The 22,119-nt window shown below is 39.9% G+C and carries 18 protein-coding genes and 1 pseudogene; 6 read left to right on the top strand and 13 right to left on the bottom strand.

Annotation, left to right across the window (positions count from 1 at the left end; translation table 11 throughout):
• Position 1: 1 nt before the first annotated feature.
• Genes H5119_RS08680 through mraZ form a run of 12 tightly spaced genes read right to left on the bottom strand, consistent with a single transcriptional unit; the run spans position 2 to position 13,448 of the window.
• Positions 2-922, bottom strand: coding sequence for a D-alanine--D-alanine ligase (locus H5119_RS08680; protein WP_182701932.1), 921 nt, complete (start codon positions 920-922; stop codon positions 2-4).
• Complete coding sequence (gene murC, locus H5119_RS08675) at positions 919-2,370, bottom strand: UDP-N-acetylmuramate--L-alanine ligase (RefSeq protein WP_182701931.1); 1,452 nt, start codon at positions 2,368-2,370, stop codon at positions 919-921. Before murC ends, H5119_RS08680 begins: the two co-directional genes overlap by 4 nt.
• Entirely contained in the window at positions 2,371-3,447 is a 1,077-nt protein-coding gene (murG, locus tag H5119_RS08670; protein WP_182701930.1) for an undecaprenyldiphospho-muramoylpentapeptide beta-N-acetylglucosaminyltransferase, read from the bottom strand.
• Positions 3,444-4,619 (bottom strand): cell division protein FtsW, encoded by a 1,176-nt coding sequence (gene ftsW, locus H5119_RS08665; protein ID WP_077535973.1) that lies wholly within the window; start codon positions 4,617-4,619, stop codon positions 3,444-3,446. Before ftsW ends, murG begins: the two co-directional genes overlap by 4 nt.
• Positions 4,616-5,950: a UDP-N-acetylmuramoyl-L-alanine--D-glutamate ligase gene (gene murD, locus H5119_RS08660; protein WP_182701929.1), complete on the bottom strand. Its 1,335-nt coding sequence runs from the start codon at positions 5,948-5,950 to the stop codon at positions 4,616-4,618. Before murD ends, ftsW begins: the two co-directional genes overlap by 4 nt.
• Complete coding sequence (gene mraY, locus H5119_RS08655; protein ID WP_077535975.1) at positions 5,951-7,033, bottom strand: phospho-N-acetylmuramoyl-pentapeptide-transferase; 1,083 nt, start codon at positions 7,031-7,033, stop codon at positions 5,951-5,953. It abuts the gene before it with no gap.
• Positions 7,033-8,415, bottom strand: a complete 1,383-nt coding sequence (murF, locus tag H5119_RS08650; protein ID WP_182701928.1) for a UDP-N-acetylmuramoyl-tripeptide--D-alanyl-D-alanine ligase — start codon at positions 8,413-8,415, stop codon at positions 7,033-7,035. The genes mraY and murF overlap by 1 nt, the downstream gene beginning before the upstream one ends.
• On the bottom strand, positions 8,412-9,890 hold the full coding sequence (gene murE, locus H5119_RS08645; protein WP_182701927.1) for a UDP-N-acetylmuramoyl-L-alanyl-D-glutamate--2,6-diaminopimelate ligase: 1,479 nt from the start codon (positions 9,888-9,890) through the stop codon (positions 8,412-8,414). Before murE ends, murF begins: the two co-directional genes overlap by 4 nt.
• A complete protein-coding gene (locus H5119_RS08640; RefSeq protein WP_182701926.1) occupies positions 9,883-11,700 on the bottom strand; it encodes a penicillin-binding transpeptidase domain-containing protein in 1,818 nt (605 codons plus the stop codon). The genes murE and H5119_RS08640 overlap by 8 nt, the downstream gene beginning before the upstream one ends.
• Positions 11,697-12,026 (bottom strand): cell division protein FtsL, encoded by a 330-nt coding sequence (gene ftsL / locus H5119_RS08635; protein ID WP_182701925.1) that lies wholly within the window; start codon positions 12,024-12,026, stop codon positions 11,697-11,699. Before ftsL ends, H5119_RS08640 begins: the two co-directional genes overlap by 4 nt.
• A complete protein-coding gene (gene rsmH, locus H5119_RS08630) occupies positions 12,023-12,961 on the bottom strand; it encodes a 16S rRNA (cytosine(1402)-N(4))-methyltransferase RsmH (protein ID WP_077535980.1) in 939 nt (312 codons plus the stop codon). The genes ftsL and rsmH overlap by 4 nt, the downstream gene beginning before the upstream one ends.
• A 28-nt stretch (positions 12,962-12,989) precedes the next feature.
• Positions 12,990-13,448 carry a division/cell wall cluster transcriptional repressor MraZ gene (gene mraZ / locus H5119_RS08625; protein ID WP_077535981.1) on the bottom strand — a complete coding sequence of 153 codons (459 nt, stop codon included), beginning with the start codon at positions 13,446-13,448 and terminating at the stop codon, positions 12,990-12,992.
• Positions 13,449-13,945: 497 nt separating this feature from the next.
• Here mraZ and H5119_RS08620 point away from each other — a divergent pair, with 497 nt between their 5' ends.
• The 5 genes and pseudogenes from H5119_RS08620 to H5119_RS08600 all read left to right on the top strand — a co-directional run bounded on the left by H5119_RS08620 (position 13,946) and on the right by H5119_RS08600 (position 19,674).
• A complete protein-coding gene (locus tag H5119_RS08620; protein WP_182701924.1) occupies positions 13,946-14,284 on the top strand; it encodes a DUF883 domain-containing protein in 339 nt (112 codons plus the stop codon).
• Between the two features lie 6 nt (positions 14,285-14,290).
• Entirely contained in the window at positions 14,291-14,737 is a 447-nt protein-coding gene (locus tag H5119_RS08615; RefSeq protein WP_182701923.1) for a hypothetical protein, read from the top strand.
• Between the two features lie 10 nt (positions 14,738-14,747).
• Positions 14,748-14,990 carry a hypothetical protein gene (locus tag H5119_RS08610; protein ID WP_182701922.1) on the top strand — a complete coding sequence of 81 codons (243 nt, stop codon included), beginning with the start codon at positions 14,748-14,750 and terminating at the stop codon, positions 14,988-14,990.
• Positions 14,991-15,633: 643 nt separating this feature from the next.
• Positions 15,634-18,678, top strand: a complete 3,045-nt coding sequence (locus H5119_RS08605; protein ID WP_182701961.1) for an EAL domain-containing protein — start codon at positions 15,634-15,636, stop codon at positions 18,676-18,678.
• 96 nt (positions 18,679-18,774) lie between these two features.
• Positions 18,775-19,674, top strand: a pseudogene (locus H5119_RS08600) (LysR family transcriptional regulator).
• Positions 19,675-19,704: 30 nt separating this feature from the next.
• Here the strand turns inward: H5119_RS08600 and H5119_RS08595 are convergent.
• On the bottom strand, positions 19,705-20,649 hold the full coding sequence (locus H5119_RS08595) for a YihY/virulence factor BrkB family protein (protein WP_182701921.1): 945 nt from the start codon (positions 20,647-20,649) through the stop codon (positions 19,705-19,707).
• A 120-nt stretch (positions 20,650-20,769) separates the two neighbouring features.
• Between H5119_RS08595 and H5119_RS08590 the strand changes: the two genes are divergently transcribed.
• On the top strand, positions 20,770-21,846 hold the full coding sequence (locus H5119_RS08590) for a mechanosensitive ion channel family protein (RefSeq protein ID WP_182701920.1): 1,077 nt from the start codon (positions 20,770-20,772) through the stop codon (positions 21,844-21,846).
• Positions 21,847-22,119: the final 273 nt, after the last annotated feature.

The following is a 22,119-nucleotide window of genomic DNA, read 5'->3' as shown; positions in this document are numbered from 1 at the left end:
ATTAAAGCGTTTGCTCCAAAATGCGAACAACTAATTGCTCAAAACTTGCCCCATTTGCTTTTGCTGCCATTGGTACTAGCGATTTTTCGGTCATACCTGGGACTGTATTTACCTCTAGTAGGTAAAAATGCCCTTGCTCGTCTTGCATTGCATCAACACGACCCCACCCACTTGCACCCACTAAATCAAACGCATCTAACGATATAGCTTGTAAGTACTTAGTATCTTGCTCTGATAAATCTGCAGGGCAATGATACTGCGTTGAACTTGACTGATACTTAGCTTGGTAATCATAAAACCCGTTAGGGGTCGTCATTTCAATTACTGGCTGTACTTCATCACCCAATATCGTCACGGTGAACTCGCGTCCAGTAATCCATTGCTCGACAAGCACTTGGCTATCAAATTTAAATGCATTTGCCAGCGCTTTTTCAAGCTCTTGTACTGTACTTGCTTGTGCCATACCGATGCTTGAGCCCTCATGCGATGGCTTAACCATTACCTTTTTAAATTTATTCATTATTGAAGATGCATCGAAGCCTTTTTTAGCATCAACAACGGTATAAGGTGCCGTACTTAATCCGGCCGACTTAAATAAATGCTTACAGCGCACTTTATCCATAGCAAGTGCTGAACCGAGTACATTACTCCCCGTGTAAGGCAAGTTCATAAATTCAAGCGCACCTTGCACAGTACCGTCTTCACCACCTCGACCATGTAGCGCAATAAAAACACGTTCTATGTTTAGTTCTTTTAACTCCCATAATGAACGAGTTTGCGGATCAAATGCAATTGCATCAACACCACTGTTTTGCAGTGCATTTAAAACGGCTTGACCAGATTTTAATGACACTTCACGCTCTGCTGAGTTTCCACCTAGCAATACCGCTACTTTACCAAACTGTGCATTTACCTGAGTCATACTTCACCTTGTTTAAGTTTTTCTATCGACATGCCCGTTGCAGCTAAGGTTTTTACTAATTGCCCTATATTACCTGCACCTTGGGTTAATACTAAATCGTTATTTTGTAAGCACTCGGCCAGCATACCAGCAAGCTCTCCACTTGAAGCTACATGCAATGGCTCTTTACCACGTTGGCGTAAGCTGCGGCATAAGCTTTTACTATCGGCACCTAAAATGGGTTCCTCACCGGCGCTATACACGTCAAGCAGTAATAGTTGATCGACGTCAGCAAGCACTTTAACAAAATCTTCGTACAAGTCGCGTGTACGGGTAAAGCGATGTGGTTGATAAACCATGACTAAGCGTTTATCTGGCCAGCCTTCACGTGCAGCTGCAATTGTGGCAGCAACTTCTGATGGGTGGTGTCCGTAATCATCAACGAGCATCACACTACCGCGTTCATTTTCAAATTCACCATAGTGTTGAAAACGTCGACCAATCCCTTCAAATTTTTGTAGGGCTTCTAAAATTGCGTGATTCGCAATATTTTGATCTTTTGCTACAGCAATTGCTGCGGTGGCATTAAGTGCATTATGCTTACCTGGCATGTTTAACTTTACCGTTAAGCTCTCACCTTGCTTATTAGTCACGGTAAACTCACAAGTATTAGCCGATTGGCTAAAATTGCCCATCCGATAATCTGCATCACTTGATTCGCCATACGTAATAACAGGGCGGCCAAAACGCGGGATGAGCTCAGCAGCTACTTCCGAATCAATACACACAACAGCTAAGCCATAGAACGGTAAATTATGAATAAAATCCACATACGTGTCTTTCATTTTTTCAAGGCTACCGCCATACGTTTCCATGTGATCTTCTTCAATATTAGTGATCACTGAAACCATAGGTTGTAAATGTAAAAACGATGCATCACTTTCATCTGCTTCTGCTATTAAAAAATCGCTTTTACCTACTTTCGCGTTACTTCCGGCGCTATTGAGTAAACCACCAATAATAAACGTTGGATCTAGCCCTGCTTGCCCGTAAATACTCGCAATTAAGCTCGTTGTGGTCGTTTTCCCATGCGTTCCCGCAATCGCTATACCGTGGCGAAAACGCATTAACTCAGCTAACATTTCTGCACGGCGCACAACCGGAACTCTTGCTGCTTTTGCTGCAATTATTTCAGGGTTTGTTTCGTCAATTGCACTTGAAACGACCACTACGTTGGCATCTTTTACGTTGTTTTCGTGATGCCCAATAAAGACTTCCGCGCCCGCTTTAATTAAACGGTCTGTCATTGCACTATGCGCAATATCTGAGCCTGTAATACGGTAACCTTCAAAAGCGAGTACTTCAGCAATACCGCCCATACCCGCACCACCAATACCGATAAAGTGTATTGTTTCAATTCGACGCATTGCAGGTCGTGTGTGTTTTTCTTGTACTGATGTTTCTTTCACTTACACTCTCTTATTTGTTGCTTGCTCACAGTGCATTGCAACGCATTCTGTGGCATCTAAAATGGCTTGTTTATGAGCATTTGCTGCCATTTGTTTAATTAATATTGGCTTGGCTAAATAGGGGCTTAAAAGTTCAACTATTGATTGCTTGTTAAACTGCCCTTGTGGCATTAACAATGCCCCATTTACCATAACTAAGTATTGCGCATTCGCGGTTTGATGGTCGTCTACGGCATGTGGAAACGGAACAAAAACAGCCATTTTCCCTGCGGCTGCAATTTCGCTAACAGTTAATGCGCCCGCTCGGCAAATAACAATATCAGCCCAAGCATACGCTGCATCCATATCATCAATAAACTCAGCTATCTTTATTTTATTATCATCAAAAGTATGTAATTTATAAGCGTCTTCTACACTACCTAGATGCCCTTTACCCGTTTGGTGCCATACACTTATTGCGGTGGCATTACTCAACATTTTAAATGCTTCAGGCAATGTTTGATTGAGCACTTGTGCACCAAGCGAACCACCTACTACTAAAATATTGATAGGGTTTGATATTTCGCGCTTAGGTATGTCAATAACGCTTTGACGTACCGGATTACCAACAAGCTCAGCAGTACCATGCGCAAAAGCACTTGGAAAAGCAGCTAATACACGATCTGCAAATTTAGCGAGCCATTTATTACTCATTCCTGCAACGGCATTTTGTTCATGGATCACCAATGGGATACCTAAACTTTTAGCAGCAATTCCCGTTGGACCCGTCACATACCCCCCCATAGCGAGTACGACATCAGGACGCTGTTTTTTTAAAACGTTACGCGCTTGCAGTATTGCGTTAAGCACCATAAATGGGGCTTTTATAAGGCGTTTTAATCCATTACCACGCACGCCTTTTACATTAATAAAGTCAATGTCTATATTATGCTTTGGTACAACATGCGCTTCCATTCTATCTGGTGTGCCTATCCAGCTAACTTGCCAACCTTGCTGCTTTAAATAGTCAGCTACCGCAATGCCAGGAAAAATATGACCGCCCGTTCCACCAGCCACTACTACTAATCGTTTGCTCATCGCTTACCTCCGCGAGAGGTGGCTTGCTTGGTTGCCATCTTAGTTTCAAAATCTACGCGTAATAAAATACCCGTGGCTATCGTCATTATTAGTAAACTTGAACCACCATAAGAAATAAACGGCAGTGTTAAGCCTTTTGTTGGTAAAATACCAGCACTCGCGCCTACATTAACCATGGTTTGAAATGCAAACCAAATACCAATAGCAAACGAAAAGTAACCTTCATATTCTTTACCGCACCTTAGTGCTTGCTGGCCAATTAATAAGGCTCTAAATACTAAGGTACCGAGTACCATTAAAATACTTACAACGCCTAATAAACCAAGTTCTTCGCCTATTACAGCAAAAATAAAGTCATTGTGTGCTTCTGGTAAATATTGCAGTTTTTGTACGCTATTACCTAGCCCTTGACCAAACCAACCGCCTTGGCTATAAGCCATTAGTGACTGCACTAATTGATAACCTTTGCCAAACGGATCATCCCAAGGATCTAAAAAACCAACAACTCGAGCCATACGATATGGTTCAACAATAATCAGTAAAACTACGAGACCAATCCCCGTTAAAATCAATACAAAAAATTGCCATAACTTCGCACCGGCTAAAAACAACAAACCAACGGTTGTTACAAACATTACCACTACGGTGCCCAAATCTGGTTGCAGTAAAATAAGCAGCGCATATACAGCAAATACAGCAATGGGCTTTGCAAAGCCTTTTATATTTTCTTGTACTTCTTCGCGCTTTCTTACTAAATAGCCTGCTATATAACTAAAGAAATATAATTTAGCAGCCTCTGCGACCTGAAAGCCTACGGGACCAATGGGTATCCATCTTTTTGCACCGTTTACTTCACGTCCAATTATCAATACAGCAATTAATAACACCATGCCCAGTATCAACAGATAAGGATTTGAACGTTTCCACCAATCCATTGGTACGCAAACAGTTATCCAAAAAAGTACAAGGGCCATCGCTAAAAACATGCTGTGGCGAATAGTTATATGGTAGGGATCGTTAAATAATCGCTCTGCGGTAGGCATTGACGCACTAGTAACCATTATAAAACCAACACCAATAAGCATTATTACACAGTATAATAGCGGCACGTCGTACAACTGCCCTGAAGGCTTGGGCGTTAATGCGTCTTTTATATCAGCAAAAGCAATCATATTTGATCTGCCAGAACGCACTGAACAAAGTCATCACCACGCTGCATATAATTGTTATACATATCTATACTGGCGCACGCAGGTGCTAATAAAACAATATTGCCTGCGCTACTAAGTACTTTGGCCAAAGCAACGGCTTCTTCCATATTGTTTGTTAAATAGCTCTTATTGGTAATCGCAGCTAAGTCACTTGCATCTTTACCAAAACAAATTAATGCTTTTACATGCTGTTCTATGTAAGGTTTAAGCGCATTTAAATCAGCGCCTTTGGCATCGCCACCAGCAATAACAATAAGATTCTCACCGTCACTAGCTAAACTATCTATTGCAGCTATAGTGGCTCCAACATTGGTCGCCTTTGAATCGTTAAAATACTTTACACCGTTAAGCTCAGCTACAAATTGGCAGCGATGAGCCAACCCATTGAATTGACCTAACGCGTTTTTATATTGCTTTTTGCTTACTTCAAAAGGACTTAAAAGCGCCATAACTGCTAGTGCATTTAAATAATTATGCTTACCTACCACAGCTAGCGTACTCACAGGTAAAAAGGCATCGCCTTTAAGCATAAAATGAGTTTCGTTATTGTACTGCGCTAAATAAAAATCACCTTGTTGAGCACCAAAGCTAATTTGGGGGGTTGTACTACGCTCAATAGGATGTGTTTGACTATCGTCGGCATTGACTACAATAAGCTCTGCACAATTATAAATACTGCGTTTTGAATCTATATAAGCTTGATAGCTATCGTAACGATCTAGGTGATCCTCAGATACATTTAATACAGTTGCGCTTATAGGCTTTAAACTTTTGGTAGTATCTAGTTGAAAACTTGATAGCTCCAATACATACACATCAAACTCATCATCAAGTAAATCAAGTACCGCCGTGCCAATATTTCCACCTAATGCAACTTTATAGCCGGCTTCTTTTAGTACTTCATAGGCAAGTGTCACCACGGTTGATTTACCATTAGAGCCCGTTACTGCAACAACCGGTTTTGTGTTAATACGCGCAAATAACTCTACATCCCCAATAACTTCAACGTCATTGCTAATTGCCAGTGCAATTGCCGGTATTTTTAAACTAAGGCCGGGGCTCACAATAATCATATTGCTTGAGCAAAGTGCTGCGTTATCTAAATCACCAAAGTGGGTAGTTAGTGTTGGTGCATACTCTTTGAGCCAATCAATTCCCGGTGGGTTTGCTCTGCTATCAACTACCTTAGGTGCAATACCGTGAGATAATAAAAAACGCACAATGCCCAGACCGGTTATACCGAGTCCGAGCACTGTTATTTGTTTGTTTTTTATCTCGTTTAAATACTGCATTTATCGAATCTTTAATGTCGCAAGGCCAGCGAGTACTAGCACAATAGAAATAATCCAAAAGCGCACAATAACACGCGGCTCTGGCCAGCCTTTTAATTCATAATGATGATGAATTGGCGCCATTCTAAAAATACGTTGCCCACGTAATTTATACGAGCCAACTTGTAATATTACCGACAACGCCTCCATAACAAACACACCACCCATAATAATAAGTAGTAACTCTTGGCGAACTAACACTGCAATAATACCTAATGCGCCACCAAGTGCTAATGAGCCAACATCGCCCATAAATACTTGTGCTGGGTAAGTGTTAAACCATAAAAAGCCAAGCCCTGCGCCCACAATGGCGGTACATACAACAACAAGTTCACTCGCCAACGGCAAATGCGGGATATGTAAGTAAGCCGAAAAATTAATATTACCCGTTAAATAAGCAATAATAGCCAACGCTGAAGCCACTAAAATAGTGGGTACAATGGCTAAGCCATCAAGTCCATCGGTGAGGTTTACCGCATTTGAGGTGCCTACCAAAGCAAAATAAGTAATCACAATATAAAATAAACCAAGTTGTGGCAGCACATCTTTAAAAAATGGTACAACAAGTGAGGTTTCTGATGCCTGTGTACTTGTAAAGTACAAGGCAGTCGCCACAACTAATGCAATGACCGATTGCCAAAAGTACTTCCACTTAGCAATTAGACCTTTTGGATCTTTACGAATAACTTTACGGTAATCATCAACAAAGCCAACAATACCTAACGAGCCAATTACAAACAGTGTTGCCCATACATATTTATTTGATAAATCAGCCCAAAGGAGTGTACTGGTAAAAATAGCCGCTAAAATAAGCAAGCCACCCATAGTCGGCGTACCTGATTTAGATAAATGCGATTGTGGACCATCGTCTCGAACTGTTTGACCTATTTGCATGCGTTGCAAACCACGAATTAACTTAGGCCCTAAATAAAGAGACATAGTTAGTGCCGTTAAAATACCTAAAATGGCGCGTAGTGTTAAATACGAAAAAACATGAAAACCACTAAAATACTGTGTTAAATACTCAGCCAGCCAAACTAACATTATGATACTCCATTGATGGCTTGTTGCTGGCCATTAACTAAATCGGTTACTAATAATTCCATGCGAGAACTGCGCGATCCTTTCACGACTATTGTTGTTTTTTTATTCACTTTATTAATACTTGTTTGAATTTGTTGCAGCATTTGCTCACGATTCGAAAAATGACGGTTAGGTAGCTCAAACACATCGCTCGCGCATTTACTCAATACCCCTAACGTAAATAACTCATCGATGCCTTGTTGTTGAGCGTATTCACCGACTTTTTGGTGATACTTTCGTGCATCTTCGCCAAGCTCACCCATATCCCCTAACGCTAAAATTCGGTGACCTTGCATGTCGCTTAATAAATCAATGGCTGCTTTTACCGACTTAACGTTAGCGTTGTAAGTGTCATCCACTACAGTGAGTAAATCAGATACTTCAATTAAATTAACGCGCCCTTTTACATCATTCATTGTGGCAAGTGCATTGGCTATTTCTTCAAGGCTTACATTAAACTCGCTGGTAAGTGCTGCTGCAATAAGCGCATTACCCACATTGTGCTTACCTGGCAGTGCTAAAGTAACGGGTAGTTTTTTACTTTTAGTACAAAGCGTAAAGCTTGCACGCGCATTTTTATCAAGTGAAATGTCTTCTGCCCAAATATCGAGTTTTTCGGTCGTTGATAAGCACTTAACATTTTTATTTTTGAGCTTGTCTAACCAGTACTGACTAAATTCACTATCGCAATTAACAATGGCAACCCCATTATCTTTGAGGCCATCAAAAATCTCACCTTTCGCTTTTGCAACGCCCATTAAGCTACCAAAGCCTTCTAAATGTGCTGCGGCAACATTACACACAACAGCGACATCAGGTTTTGTCATTGCTGTGGTATAGGCTATTTCGCCTAAGTGATTTGCGCCCAATTCAATAACTGCAAAGCGGTGCTGTGGCTCTAAACGCAATAGCGTCAGTGGCACACCAATATCGTTGTTAAAATTACCTTTAGTGGCTAATACATCACCGTGAACCGACAAAATAGCGGCGCACATTTCTTTTACCGTGGTTTTACCCACACTGCCTGTAATAGCAATTGTTTTAGGTGCCACTTGCGCCATAACCGCAGTGCCAATGACGCCCAGTGCAATACGTGTATCACTCACTATAAATTGCGCAATATCTACATCAACTTTGTGCTGAACAATAACGCCAATAGCGCCCTTCTGTTTAGCCTCGGCTATAAATTTGTGACCGTCAAAATTAGGCCCCTTGAGTGCTAAAAACACTTCCCCCTCACACACTGTGCGAGTATCGGTGTTTATGTTTAACACATTTAGATTATCACCTTGATAATCGGTTGTTAGCACATTAGCTAACCAATTAAAATCCATTGGGATCATTGTTTTATCCCTCTTACTACTTTTTTTAGTTGTTCTTGTACATAGCGGCGATCGCAAAAATCGATGCGCTCATCACCTATAATTTGATAATCTTCGTGGCCTTTACCTGCAACCAATATCACCTCATCCGCTTTGGCATTATTTATTGCATAGCTGATGGCTGTTGCTCTATCGGCCTCTAAATACGCCTTTCTTGGGTCAGTTAAGCCTGCTGCCACATCGGCAATAATTGCATTGGGATCTTCTGAGCGAGGGTTATCACTGGTAATAATAACTTTATCCGCGTTTTGCTCTGCGGCTTGCGCCATGAGTGCTCGTTTACCTTTATCTCTATCACCACCACAGCCAAATACACAACTCACACCACCAGGGACATGCTGTTGTAATGCTTGTAAAGCAAGCGCAAGCGCATCCGGTGTGTGTGCGTAATCAACCACACACGTTGGCATACCAGCTTGACTAAATGCTTGCATTCGACCCGCCACTGGTTGTAACTGCGCACAACCTGCAACTAATTGCTTAAGCGGATAACCAAGCCCTAGTAATGTAGCGAGCGCTGCCGTTAAGTTATATAAGTTGAATTCGCCAAACAGCGGTGATTTTATTACTGTATCGCCCCAGCTAGTAGATAACTGCGCCGAAATACCTGCACTTGAATATTCAATATCAGAAAAATAAACGTACTGAGCATTTTTTGGGATTAAGTTTTTACGGCCATAACAAATAAGATTATTAAAATCGTATTTTTCAAGCCATTGATCTGCTTGAAAATCATCTTGATTTAACACTACAACCTGTGGTTCGAAATCACGAAATAGCATTAATTTCGCATCACCATAACTTGCCATATCACCATGGTAATCTAAGTGATCCCGCGAGAGGTTCGTAAACACAGCCGCTTTAAAATGGCACCGTGCAACACGCTGCTGTACCAGCCCATGAGACGATACTTCCATTGCCACCAGCTTTTTATGCTGCAAATTTAAATCGCTCAAAATATGCTGTAAATCAACTGTTGAAGGCGTGGTATTTATCAGTGGAATTAAGTTATCAGGATGACCATAACCTAAAGTACCTATAATAGCGGACTCAGTACTACAAAATTGCGCTAAGTGGGCAATCATTGCTGTGGTGGTCGATTTACCATTTGTACCTGTTACGCCTATCAAATCAAGTGATTGACTAGGCTGTTCATAAAAACGGCTTGCTAGTTCTGGAAGTTTTTTATCAAGCTCCGACACCAAGTACAGTGGTTCAAAGCCTATTTCAAATTCACATAATCTGTCAGCAATAATAGCTGCTGCGCCATTTTCTATTGCTTTAGCAATAAATTGTCCGCCATCAAGTGTATGGCCTTTAATAGCAACAAATACATCACCAGCCGTTACCTCACGACTATCAATGCGTAAGTGTTTTACCAACTGCGAAGGCGCATCAATATCTATGTATTTTAAAATTTCCTTTAAATCACGCATCGTTATCTTTACCTTTTACGTACGCAACCTCGTCCTTGTCTGGTGCAACGTTCAATATTCTTAATGCGTTAGAGATGATTTCTGCAAATGCAGGGCCAGCAATAGCACCTCCATAGTACACATCACCACCTGGTTCATTAATCATAACTACCACAGCCAAACGCGGATCACTTGCAGGTGCAATACCAGCAAAATAACCTACATATTCATCACCATACCCACCTGCAACGGCTTTTTTAGAAGTCCCCGTTTTGCCAGCAGCACGGTAACCATCAACCTTAATTTTGTGCGCAGTACCACCGTCTTCAAACACACTTTCCATCATGTGAACGACGGCTTCTACGTCTTTTTGTTTAAAAACACGATCACCTTCTGGAATATTATCTTGCTTTAAAATCGTCAATGGCCGATTAACGCCACCGGCACCCAACATGGTATAAAAACGCGCCATTTGCGCAGTACTTACTGAAATGGCATAGCCAAACGATAAAGTGGCAATCTCAAAATCTGACCAACGACGATTTGGATAAAATAAACCACTACTTTCACCCACCATGCCAGTGCCAGTATCACTACCAAATCCTACTTTTTCATATAAACCCACTAGGTAGTCTTTAGGCACTAGTTGCGTGATTTTAGCCACCCCCATATTTGAAGAGTATTTTAAAATCTCACGTAATGTCATTTCGCCATGGTTGCGAGTATCTTTAACTAAACTCCCTCCCAAACGCATCCAACCCGGATACGTATTAACTTTATCATCAGCCTGAATTGCGCCGTAGTCTAGCCCAGCCAAAATGGCTAGAGGCTTAACGGTTGAGCCTGGTTCAAACAAATCGGTAATTGCGCGGTTGCGGCGTTTATGTGGAGCAGCGTCAGTTAGATTATTTGGGTTAAATGAAGGACTATTTACCATTGCCAGTACTTCACCGGTTTTGACATCAACTACCATCGCCGAGCCCGACGTTGCTTTATAAGTTAATACTGCTGATTTTACTGCTTTATAAGCAATACCTTGAATACGTTGATCAATACTAAGCGCAATGCTATCTGGCTCTACGCGTTCGCGTTCATCCAATACTTCAACTTCGCGCCCCTGTGCATCTTTACGAATAGTACGGCGGCCTTCTTCACCTGTTAATGCGTTTTCGTAAAGTTTTTCAATGCCTTCAATCCCTTTCCCGTCAATATTGGTAAAACCAATAACATGCGCGCTAACCTCTCCCGCAGGATAGTAACGTTTAGATTCATCTAATAAATGAATGCCAGGAAGGCGTAAATCGCCAATGTAATTAGCAACGGCAGGAGTAACTTGGCGCTTGAGGTAAACAAATCGACGAGTCGGATCATCTAAAAGTCGAGTGTTTATTTTTTTTGGGTCAATACGTAAAACATCAGCGAGTTCACGCCAACGCATATCGTTTTTGTAATATAGTGCGGTGCGCTTATTAAGCTCTGCGGTATTATCTATTAGTGATTGTTGATCTTCACCACTTTTACGCGCTTGTTTAACAACTTTAGCGACGAGTGATTTATGAAGTGCCTTAGGATCAGCATAAACACTAACTACCGGTACGCTTACAGCGAGTTCTTTGCCATTGCGGTCAAAAATCATTCCGCGCTGCACATGTAGTTTTTCAACACGTACGGTGCGTTTGTCACTTTCAGAACGCGCTTTATCAGGTTCAATGACTTGTAAATAAGCGGCGCGAGATACCAAGGTTACAAACACCATAAACACAACAACGCACACTAGCATGAAGCGCCATGTAATTAAGTTATTTGCTGGTTTTTTCCCTCGCGTTCTCATTGTAATATTATTACCTGTTCGTCTTGGCTTGTCGGCCGTTTCATTTTTAACTGCGATATAGCAACTTCTTCAATACGCGCATGCTGCGAATAAAACTCTTCTTCAACCAGTAAGTAACGCCACTCCAAGTCAAGCTCATCACGCTCTTGCAATAGCATATCTTGTTTAATTAGCTCACCACGTGAAAAGTGGGTTATTTGTACAACAGTAAAACAAGAAGCGAATATCACAACCAACAAAGCCGAGGTAAGCGCATTCGCTCCCAGACCTTTAACTATTTCAAAAAATAAGTTGGGTGGTTGACGATGATTCGCTTTTTTACTCATCCCAATCTCTGTGCAATCCTAAGTACTGAACTACGAGAGCGTGGATTTCGCTGAACTTCTGCAGCACTTGGCTTAATAGCCTTACCCACTGCTTTTAACGTCAGATTTTTATTTATTTGAGCGTCAGTTAAAGGCAGACCTCTGGGTAACACTTCTCCCCTACTCTGTTTTCTAATAAACTGTTTAACAATACGGTCTTCTAGTGAATGAAACGAAATAACCACTAAACGCCCACCAGGTTTAAGCACGTTAACAGCAGACTGCAGCGCAGTTTGAATTTCTTCTAGTTCGCTATTTATGTAAATACGAATTGCTTGAAAAGTACGGGTCGCGGGGTGCTTAAACTTATCTTTTACCGGCACTGCTTCATCAACTAAATCAGCAAGCTGTTTAGTTGTAGTAATTGGCGTGTGCTCTCTGATCTCAAGAATTTTATGAGCAATACGTTTACCAAACTTTTCTTCACCCAGTTTTTTAATTACATGGGTAATATCATCTAATTCAGCCTCAGCTAACCACTGTGCTGCACTTCGCCCAGTTGTAGGGTCCATTCGCATATCAAGCGGGCCGTCTTTCATAAAACTAAAACCACGCTCAGCGTCATCAAGTTGTGGCGACGACACACCTATATCCAATAAAATGCCATCGACTTTACCAATGAGATCGTTTTGCTCTGCTACTTCGTAAAGTTTTGAAAAGCGACTATGAGCAATTGCAAAACGAGAGTCATCTGCAAACTTTTCAGCAGACTGTATTGCTTGTGGATCTTGATCGATTGCTTGCAAACGACCTTCATCACCAAGGCGAGCTAATATTTGCCCTGAATGACCGCCACGTCCAAATGTACCATCCATGTATATACCGTCTGGCTTAATTGCAAGGGCATCGATAGTCTCATCCATCAAAACGGATACATGTTCAAATTGCGCTGTCATTAGCTATTGTTTGCCTTTTTTTGTGCTATCAGAGTGTGAAATTATCTAAATCTAAGTTGGGCTCAAAATCACCAAGCCTTTCAAGCTCAGTATCTTGGCGCATTTGTTCGTGCCAACGCGCTTCATCCCAAATTTCAAATTTATTCATCAAACCAACTAGCATGATTTTTTTGCCAAGCTCTGCATGTGCACGCAATGAAGGCGCTAACAAAATTCGACCATTTTTATCGAGTTGATACTCAGTGGCGTTCCCGAGCAACATACGCTGCATGCGACGGGCTCGTGGGTTCATATTCGAAATTTTTGCTAAGCGACTTTCTATTTCGAGCCACTCAGCCAGTGGGTATAACCATAAACACGGCTCATTTAATGCGACGGTACAAATAACCGTTCCCTGATCTTCAGACAATAAAGGTTCTCGGTACTTGGTTGGTACCGCAAAACGCCCCTTGTCATCCAAACTCAGTGAACTTGCGCCACGAAACATAAAAAAGCCTACTTTGAGTTATTTAAAGCAACTATAAATCACTTTGATCCAATTTGATCCACTAAAAACCACTTTTCTCCACAGTGCTCCAGTTTAGGGCTTGACAAGGCTTTTTGTCAAGTAAGCTGACTCGCTTTAACAAGTCTCAAAGCTAGAAAAAATAAGGGTTCAAGCAAAGCGATTGAATTGTGTGGAAAAAAGTGGAGTCATCGTATAAAAAAAACTTTATTGGCTTTAAGTAACCTACTTTTGACAAACTACACTTACTGAATAAACAGTGAATATTCACTGTTTATTTAATCCTTTTGTATTGCTTTGTAAAATTTACTCAAATGGGGAGTAAGAGTTACTGTTTATTTTTAATAAAAAATATAGAAAAACACTCATAAAAATTAAAAACCTTAAAATTCAATAACTTTAAATAAATTTAAAGTTTGGTTTAATCATTGCATTATCTAAATCACTATTTAAATACTTTAACTTATTAAGGATTGATTATGGCTACTGCAACAAGTACGAAAGCAAACACAACTTCAGATATTAAGCCCGACGTTAAATCATCAAATACAGAAGCGCCTCTTACAGAAAAAGCGGCATCAGCTGCACATGATGCGGTAGATGCGCTTTCTAGCAAAGCGGCAACAGCTGAAAGCAATGTTCGCAAAGGCGCTTCTAGTTCAGCTGAAGCACTCAGTGAAAAGCAACTTTTAGCACGCGAAAAACTAAGCGAGTGCACAGCTAAAACACGTGCTTTTGCTGCTGAAAATCCATTAGCAACAGCAGGTATTGCTTTTGCTGCGGGCATGTTAATTACATCATTATTCCGTCGTAAGTAACCTGTTATGAATAACCCACAAACAATCGCAGCCAAGGATGGTAATGAACGAAACCAAACTACTGAGCAACCGTGCCAAAAGGATGATTGGCAAGATCATGTTGCAAAGCTTTTAACATATTCAAAGCAGCTCAAGGATGATTACCAGACTCAAGGAGAGATCACCCATCAGCTTGCCAAAGCTGAATGGCGGTTATCGCTTAGATCACTTGCATTGATCACGATATTTTTAGGATGCTTTGCCAGTGGTTTGGTTTTGTTGTGGGCGGGGATTTTAGGTGCTGTTGGGTTTGCTATGTTCGATCTATTTGGATCGGTATGGCTTGGTATTGCAACAGCGACTTTGCTGCAAATAGCATGTTTAGTATGGCTTTGGAAAAACACCGTTTATCTGAGCAATAAAATTGGCTTTAGTAAAACATTTAAAAGCTTAAAGCAGCTATTTAGTTTGTAAGGAAATTAATATGTTAGTTAATTATTTAATTAAAGAACCGAACAAGAACGTTCAAGCTTTAAGTGAAAAGATGGATATGCAAAATGAATTAAAACGCCAGAACCATGCGGCATTTCAATACAGATTAAAGCGTCTAGCTGCAACTAAGGTAGGTATAACCAGTGCCTTTTTAGCTGGTGCCGCCGTACAAGTAGGCAAAAGCGAAACAAGCTTAGTAAGAAAATACGGTTGGCTCGTAAGGTTATTAGCTTAAAGCCAATTAACTTTGCCGCGATCTGATCAAAGATAGTTAAGTGCTCCTTGCTAAACAAGATTGTACATTTAAAACTACAATGTCACTCGACATGACAAAACCAATGACTGCTTCCATCACCTTTTAGTATAAATTCCTAACATGCCCAGCAAATAATGAATTTATCACTATAATAAAACCACTTTTTAATTCAACTCGCTTAAGTAAGTGTGTTTTTTAATCCCTCGTACAAGTACTCGTAAAGCCCATTACGCAACTTTTTCATATACTGCGCAAATTCAGTGACACTAAAAACATTGATCACCAAATTTGCAAGAAGTGATCTGTGCAGCGCTATAATAAAAAGCGCTGGCGTGACTAACATTTGTAAAAACAGTTCCACCGTTAAGCTGAGTTACAATTCAACTTTTTAGAATTAAAATCCAGCATAGTTGCTATTTACATATTAAGGATAATACTTTACGTTTATAAAACCCTCACTAAAGAGGGTAAGCAATTAAAAATAAACAATTTTTTTTCAAAACCCTATATTTAGCATGGTTATTTTTTCTTTTTTTGACTACAATAATCTCTCAGGGAAACAAATTGCAGGGAACAGATTATTTTTACTTCATCACTTAAAAGCCAGCTCTATCGATTATTAATTTTGCTTAGCATACCGGGCGCTGCTGTAACGCTATTTACGCTGTGTATTGAGCGTGATGCTGCAATAGAAAAAAGTGAAGAAAAAGTAATTAACATAGCAAAGCATTTAACCCACCATCAAAAACAGATGGTCAGTGATGTTAAAAAACTAACTTTATTTTTAGCTAAAAAAGTTTCAAATCATCAAGCTCTTCCAACCACTTGCCCAGCTTATTTTACTGATATTAAAGCGCTTTATACTAATGTGGCCAATATAGGTATTGTCGACAAAAACGGGGATGTAAAGTGCGTTACCAACGGATACAGTAAAAATATTAATATAAGCGACCGCCCGTACTTTAAAAACGCTATTTCAAAGAAAAGTTTTTCAATCGGATATTTTCAATACGATAGAAGCATTCAAGCACAAAGCGTTAATTTCTCTTACCCAATTATCGATGAGAATGGTCAGCTTATCGGTGCACTTGTTACCGTTATTGCGCTAAATTGGTGGAGTCTTGAATTAAATCAAGCCAGCTTTCCAGATGGAGCAAATGCGGTTATTGCTGATTCAAATGGGTTAATTCTTGCTAATTACCCTAATTCACTAAATCAGCTAGGTAAAAAGATTACTAACGAAAACTTACTCCACGATGATAAATTAAATGCCGTATTTAAAGATAAAAATGGGGTTAACCAAATATTTCATCGTTCTGTTTTATATAAAGACATAAATAACAATAATTTAGATATTTATATAACGCTTCCTATTGATGACTTTATAGATCAAGTTAACCTTAACTTTATAAAGACCATTTTGGCTTTCCTAGCTGCCATCACCCTGTTAACTTTTTTAGCGCGAAGAGTAATTAAATCAAGTATATTCAACCCTCTTAAAGATTTGTCAAAAGCCACTGCTCAGCTAGCCAGTGGCAGCATGCCCGACAGTAACGCAAAGCCTAACAGCCCTGAGTTATATGCTTTATATAAACGCTTTGAGGTTATGGCTGCAACTCGATTAACAACAGAAGCAAGATTAAAAAACAAACACGATGAACTCACCAGCTTGCTAAATGCCTTGCCTGACGGTTACCTGAAATTAAATAGTGATGGAGAGCTGCTCAATGTTGGTGGCCATATAAGCCCACTATTACTTACAAAATCAACCGCGCCAATGAACTTATCGTGCTTATTACCAAAAGCGAATACACAGTTACTTTTGTCTTATTTATCCAAATCAAAAAAACAAGTGACTCTTGAATTTAAACTCGATGAAGGTACTGATGATTACTTTTTCGAAGCGCGTATTAATGCTCTTAACAAAGAAAACGAATACATACTCGTGCTGCGAGATATTAGTCAGAAAAAACAAGATGAAAAAGCATTGCATTTAGCGTCATTGGTTTACAGTAACAGCAGTGAAGGCATGGCAATAACTGACGCTGATGGCATAATTTATGATGTTAATCCTGCATTTTGTAAAGCCACGTTATACAGTAAAGAAGAAGTTATTGGTAAAACAACGCATATTTTATCATCCGGTAAACATCCAAAAGAATTTTATCAAAAAATGTGGTCAGAACTTCAAGCCACCGGCCGTTGGCAAGGCGAAGTTATAAACCGTAGAAAAAATGGCGAACTTTATACTGAATGGTTATTAATCGATACCGTATACGACGGTAACCACACGCCTATTCGTCGTGTCGCTATTTTTACTGACTTAACAGAAAAAATTAAAGCGAATAACACAATTTGGCGACAAGCACATTTTGATCACCTTACCGACTTACCCAATCGTTTAGAATTAAAAGAGCGTTTAAATCAACGTTTTTCAGATTTAACCAGCGAAGATAATCAACTTGTTGTTATGCTGTTAGATATCGATCATTTTAAAGACGTTAACGACACATTGGGCCATCATTACGGCGATCACTTACTTAAGCAAGTGTCGAAACGCATAGTGCAATCTGCAAAAAATGCAGAGTTTGTAGCAAGAATTGGTGGCGATGAGTTTGTTATTGTATTTAATAAAATTAAAAGTAATCGCCATATAAACCAAATTGCGAGTAATATTTTACTTAGTCTATCAACAGTATTAAATGTCGAAAAAGAAGAGTTATTTATCAGTGCAAGTATAGGTATTGCTTGCGCACCTTCGGATGGTGAAAATACTGAGCAATTATTAAAAGCCGCCGATCAGGCGATGTATAAAGCAAAAAATAATGGCCGAAATGGCTTTGAATTTTTCTCTGCGGATATGCGCGAACAAGCTCAAGCACGTATGCAATTATTAAAAGATTTACGAAGCGCAATAGAACTCAAACAATTCGAGCTATTTTACCAACCTATTGTTAATTTAAGTGACTTACACATCCACAAAGCCGAAGGATTAATTCGTTGGCAACATCCAGAAAAAGGCTTAATAAGCCCTATTTCATTTATTCCGCTAGCTGAAGAAACTAGGCAAATAAACGCACTTGGTCAGTTTGTGTTTGGCCAAGCCTTAGAAACACTCAATGACATTAAAAAATTAACCAGTAGTGAATTTCAAATAAGCATTAACGTGTCGCCAGTGCAGCTTTCTACACTTGATAGCGGCATAGATGATTGGCCTAACATGTTAAAAGCAGCAAAACTTCCTGCTTCTTCTATTGTGGCCGAAATCACAGAAGGTTTGATGGTTAATCCCGAAGAGTTAACACAAACACGTCTTAAAACCTTGGTTCAGTCGGGTATGCAATTAGCGCTGGATGATTTTGGCACTGGTTATTCTTCACTTGCTTATTTACAAGAAATGGACACCGACTACCTTAAAATAGATAAACGTTTTGTTGATAATATTACGCAAGGAAGCCAAGAGCTTGCCCTTTGTGAAGCTATTATCGTAATGGCGCACCAATTGGGATTAAAGGTTATTGCTGAAGGTATTGAAACAGAATTACAAATGCAATTACTGCTCGCTGCAGGATGTGATTACGGACAAGGGTACTTATTCTCCAAGCCACTAAATAAAAGTCGCTTTATGGCACTTTTAGCAGATAAAAAGATGATTATTTCTATCTAAAGCACAGTTCAGATTAAATAACGCCACAAGTGCAATAAAAGCAGGCTCTATACGGTCAAGTTACTCAATCGATAAAAGCAGTAATAGGATTGAAACATGGCAAAAGCAACGTTAGAGCAATGGAGAATGTTTAAAGCCGTTGTTGAGTATGGCGGATTTGCAGGTGCAAGTGCCGCAGTGCATAAAAGCCAATCAACAGTACATCATGCTGTGCAAAAGTTAGAAGCGGCTCTGCAAATAAAGTTACTTGAGGTGAGGGGCCGAAAAGCATTTTTAACCGACAGCGGTAAGCTTATTTTACGCAGGGCTGAATTTTTAATACAAGAAGCAAGTAACATAGAGTCGATTGCCACTTCGCTCAGCAAAGGCATAGAAAACACCTTAAAAATAGCCGTTGATGAAGCACTCCCCCAAGCTGTTTTATATCAAGCTCTTGTTAAAACTAGTGAACTTTACCCATTACTAAAAATCGATTTAATCGAAAACGTACCTACTAGAACGAATGAGCTTTTAAACAATGCCGTTGTTGATTTAGCTATTTCATCTATTCCTACATTTGATATTAGCTGCGATAGGCTGTGCGATATAGAATTTATTGCCGTAGCTCATAAATAACATGTTTTGCATCAGCATCCTGAACAATTAAGCTTTCACGATTTAAAATCACATCGACAAATCATAGTGCGCGATTTAATAACTCACACCCGCTACAACGAAGATTGTAGTGGCACAAAATGCTTAGATTTAGATATGCACTGGACTGTGAGCCATTTACGCGACGCTATTGATATGGTGAGTCAAAACTTAGGCTTTGCGTGGCTACCAATAACACATATATCTTACCTTATTGATAATAAAACATTAAAAGCACTTAATTTAGCGCAAGGCGCAACCCGCGCTTTACGCTTATATTTAACGTGTCACGACACCGACAGACTTGGGCCCGCAGCACAAGAATTTAAAGAACAGCTAAAAATAATTATTAACAAAACCTAAGTAACCAGCTTAAAGTTAAAGTAATTTTCTTTAAACATCTAAATTATCGGCAACATATGCGCCTCTCTCGCCTCGCTTTTTAGCAGGCCCCACGGTGCTATCCTTCGCCGTTTGCTGCTCTGTTGCCGCATTTATAACCGCACCTAGCGTGACAATATATGCACTGATATACAACCACATAAGCATAATCACTACACCACCTAAAGAGCCATAGGTTTCGTTATAACTCGCAAAGCGCGACACATAAAATGAAAAGCCAATGGAGGCTGCAATCCAAAGCACGGTTGCAATAGACGACCCCATCGTGATCCAACGCCACTTAGCCGCCTTACGATGCGGTGCATAGCGGTATAACAACACCAATGCAAAGTTAAATGTAAATGCAAGTAATGGCCAAGAAATAAGCTTAATTAATAAATCAATACTCTCTTTTAAGCCCACTAAATTAAGGACAATAGGTAAAATACCTATGATCACAAGTGCAAAAATGGCGACAACAATCGCCCCAACCGAAAAAATAAATCGCATTAACAATGCTTTAAAAAAAGATCGCTTTTCGTATTCGTGATAACTAATATTACACGCAGTAATTAATGCTTGGCTCCCCTTTGAACTACTCCAAATCGTTAATACTAATGTCCCCAAAGCACTTAAGCTCAAGCTTGTGTGAGAGCTTTTTGCAAGATTAGATACCTGCGATAAAATAAGCTCTCGTGTGCTTTGGGGTAGCAAAGTAACAAATTGGCTTAAATGCTCGCTAATATCAGTGGGTGATGCAAAATAAGCATAAACCGACACTACAGCCGCAATAGCAGGAAAAATTGCCAGCAAGGCATAAAAAGCCACACCAGCAGCTACCAACGATAAATTATCTTGGCTTGTTTTTTTAAAGATACGCTTTGCAATATCCCACCACCCCAAAATAGGAATGTGCGCTGGTTGCTTTGCTTGTTGACCCCGTTTAGCCTCACTCATCCTAAGCTCCTGTATTTGTAATACATTGATACAGCAAAATACTTGCCAAAACAAAATAGTGATTGGTATTAAACTTGCTACTATGTAGTTTATAAAGGACTCAAACATAGACAGGCAGCCATGCACAGCATTTTACCAAGCAACATAACACTCACTAATACGCTACCTGCGGCAGAAGCAATTAAAGTAAGCACACTATCGTGGCCGTTTTTTTATGACCAAGGTATGCAATTACTTCACACCGCAGCGCAATTATTACCCACTTTGCTATTAGGTGTTATTTTACTCGTTATAAGCTATTTAATTGCGGGGCCACTGTCGCGATTACTTATAAAACCCATTAATTTTATAACCGACAGTAAACTGGTTGTGCTAGTGGCTAGGCGTGGTATTAGCACCCTGATTATTTTATTAGGCCTGTACTTATTTTTACGCTTAGCAGGGCTTACCGAATTTGCGGTGGCGATAATGAGTGGCACTGGATTAATCGGCCTGATTTTAGGCTTTGCCTTTAGAGACATAGCTGAAAACTTTATCGCCAGTTTACTTTTAAGCGTGCAACGCCCTTTTAAAATTGATGATGTGATAGAAGTAGATGGCCGATTAGGTATTGTTAAAAAAGTAACGGCGCGTGCAACAACACTCGTTGATTACGATGGTAACCATATTCAAATACCTAATGCGACAGTGTACAAAAATACCATTAAAAACCTGACCGCCAATCCCAAAATGCGCGGAAAAGTAGAAATAGGTATTGGTTACGATAACGATATACGCAGTACACAAACTCTCGCCCTAGATATTGCCAATCAACAAGCTGCAGTACTGAGCGATCCACCTGCGCAAGTACTAATAAAAAACTTAGGCTCATCAACCATTAACTTTATTTTGTATTTTTGGGTTAATGGAGAGCAGCACAGTCCACTAAAAGTCAGCTCCCAACTAATGCGCGAATTAGTTAATGAGTTTACAAAACAGAATATTAGTATGCCTGATGATGCCCGCGAACGAATTTTACTAAATACACCAAATACTGAACTTGATAGTTCAGAGCAGCCACAATCGCATAGTGAAACCAAAAAAACCGAAACACATGAGCAAACCCAAACACTTAATGATGTAAGCAGTGATACCGACGAAATTAGAGAGCAAGCCGATCAATCACGCGATCCTGAGCAAGGGAAAAATATTATTTAAGAAAGGTAAATTGTATTGACCACACAGCAATAAACTACAAATCTAGACCTTTGATATATGAAGTCAAGATTTGATAATCATATAGAAAGCTCCTTGAGTTTTTCGATACAGTTGTGTTGACCAAAACATAAACAGTATCTCGAGGAGCTTAGTATGAAACTATATGGTGGAATTGACTTGCATTCAAATAATAGTGTTATTGCTATCATTAATGAACAGGGTGAAACGCTTAGCTGTAAACGTTTAAATAATGACATTTCTGTCATTTTATCT

It is taken from the genome of Pseudoalteromonas sp. SG45-5 (assembly GCF_014164085.1).
In the GTDB taxonomy this organism is placed as follows: Bacteria; Pseudomonadota; Gammaproteobacteria; order Enterobacterales; family Alteromonadaceae; genus Pseudoalteromonas; species Pseudoalteromonas aliena.
Note: the sequence above shows the minus strand (reverse complement) of the source record. Positions and strands in the feature narration are given on the sequence as shown.

What these genes read in the sequence shown, in the direction of transcription:
- H5119_RS08680 (WP_182701932.1), bottom strand. Translation starts at nt 922, where the DNA reads ATGACTCAGGTAAATGCACAGTTTGGTAAAGTAGCGGTATTGCTAGGT.
- murG (WP_182701930.1), bottom strand. Translation starts at nt 3,447, where the DNA reads ATGAGCAAACGATTAGTAGTAGTGGCTGGTGGAACGGGCGGTCATATT.
- ftsW (WP_077535973.1), bottom strand. Translation starts at nt 4,619, where the DNA reads ATGATTGCTTTTGCTGATATAAAAGACGCATTAACGCCCAAGCCTTCA.
- murD (WP_182701929.1), bottom strand. Translation starts at nt 5,950, where the DNA reads ATGCAGTATTTAAACGAGATAAAAAACAAACAAATAACAGTGCTCGGA.
- mraY (WP_077535975.1), bottom strand. Translation starts at nt 7,033, where the DNA reads ATGTTAGTTTGGCTGGCTGAGTATTTAACACAGTATTTTAGTGGTTTT.
- murF (WP_182701928.1), bottom strand. Translation starts at nt 8,415, where the DNA reads ATGATCCCAATGGATTTTAATTGGTTAGCTAATGTGCTAACAACCGAT.
- murE (WP_182701927.1), bottom strand. Translation starts at nt 9,890, where the DNA reads ATGCGTGATTTAAAGGAAATTTTAAAATACATAGATATTGATGCGCCT.
- H5119_RS08640 (WP_182701926.1), bottom strand. Translation starts at nt 11,700, where the DNA reads ATGAGAACGCGAGGGAAAAAACCAGCAAATAACTTAATTACATGGCGC.
- ftsL (WP_182701925.1), bottom strand. Translation starts at nt 12,026, where the DNA reads ATGAGTAAAAAAGCGAATCATCGTCAACCACCCAACTTATTTTTTGAA.
- rsmH (WP_077535980.1), bottom strand. Translation starts at nt 12,961, where the DNA reads ATGACAGCGCAATTTGAACATGTATCCGTTTTGATGGATGAGACTATC.
- mraZ (WP_077535981.1), bottom strand. Translation starts at nt 13,448, where the DNA reads ATGTTTCGTGGCGCAAGTTCACTGAGTTTGGATGACAAGGGGCGTTTT.
- H5119_RS08620 (WP_182701924.1), top strand. Translation starts at nt 13,946, where the DNA reads ATGGCTACTGCAACAAGTACGAAAGCAAACACAACTTCAGATATTAAG.
- H5119_RS08615 (WP_182701923.1), top strand. Translation starts at nt 14,291, where the DNA reads ATGAATAACCCACAAACAATCGCAGCCAAGGATGGTAATGAACGAAAC.
- H5119_RS08610 (WP_182701922.1), top strand. Translation starts at nt 14,748, where the DNA reads ATGTTAGTTAATTATTTAATTAAAGAACCGAACAAGAACGTTCAAGCT.
- H5119_RS08595 (WP_182701921.1), bottom strand. Translation starts at nt 20,649, where the DNA reads ATGAGTGAGGCTAAACGGGGTCAACAAGCAAAGCAACCAGCGCACATT.
- H5119_RS08590 (WP_182701920.1), top strand. Translation starts at nt 20,770, where the DNA reads ATGCACAGCATTTTACCAAGCAACATAACACTCACTAATACGCTACCT.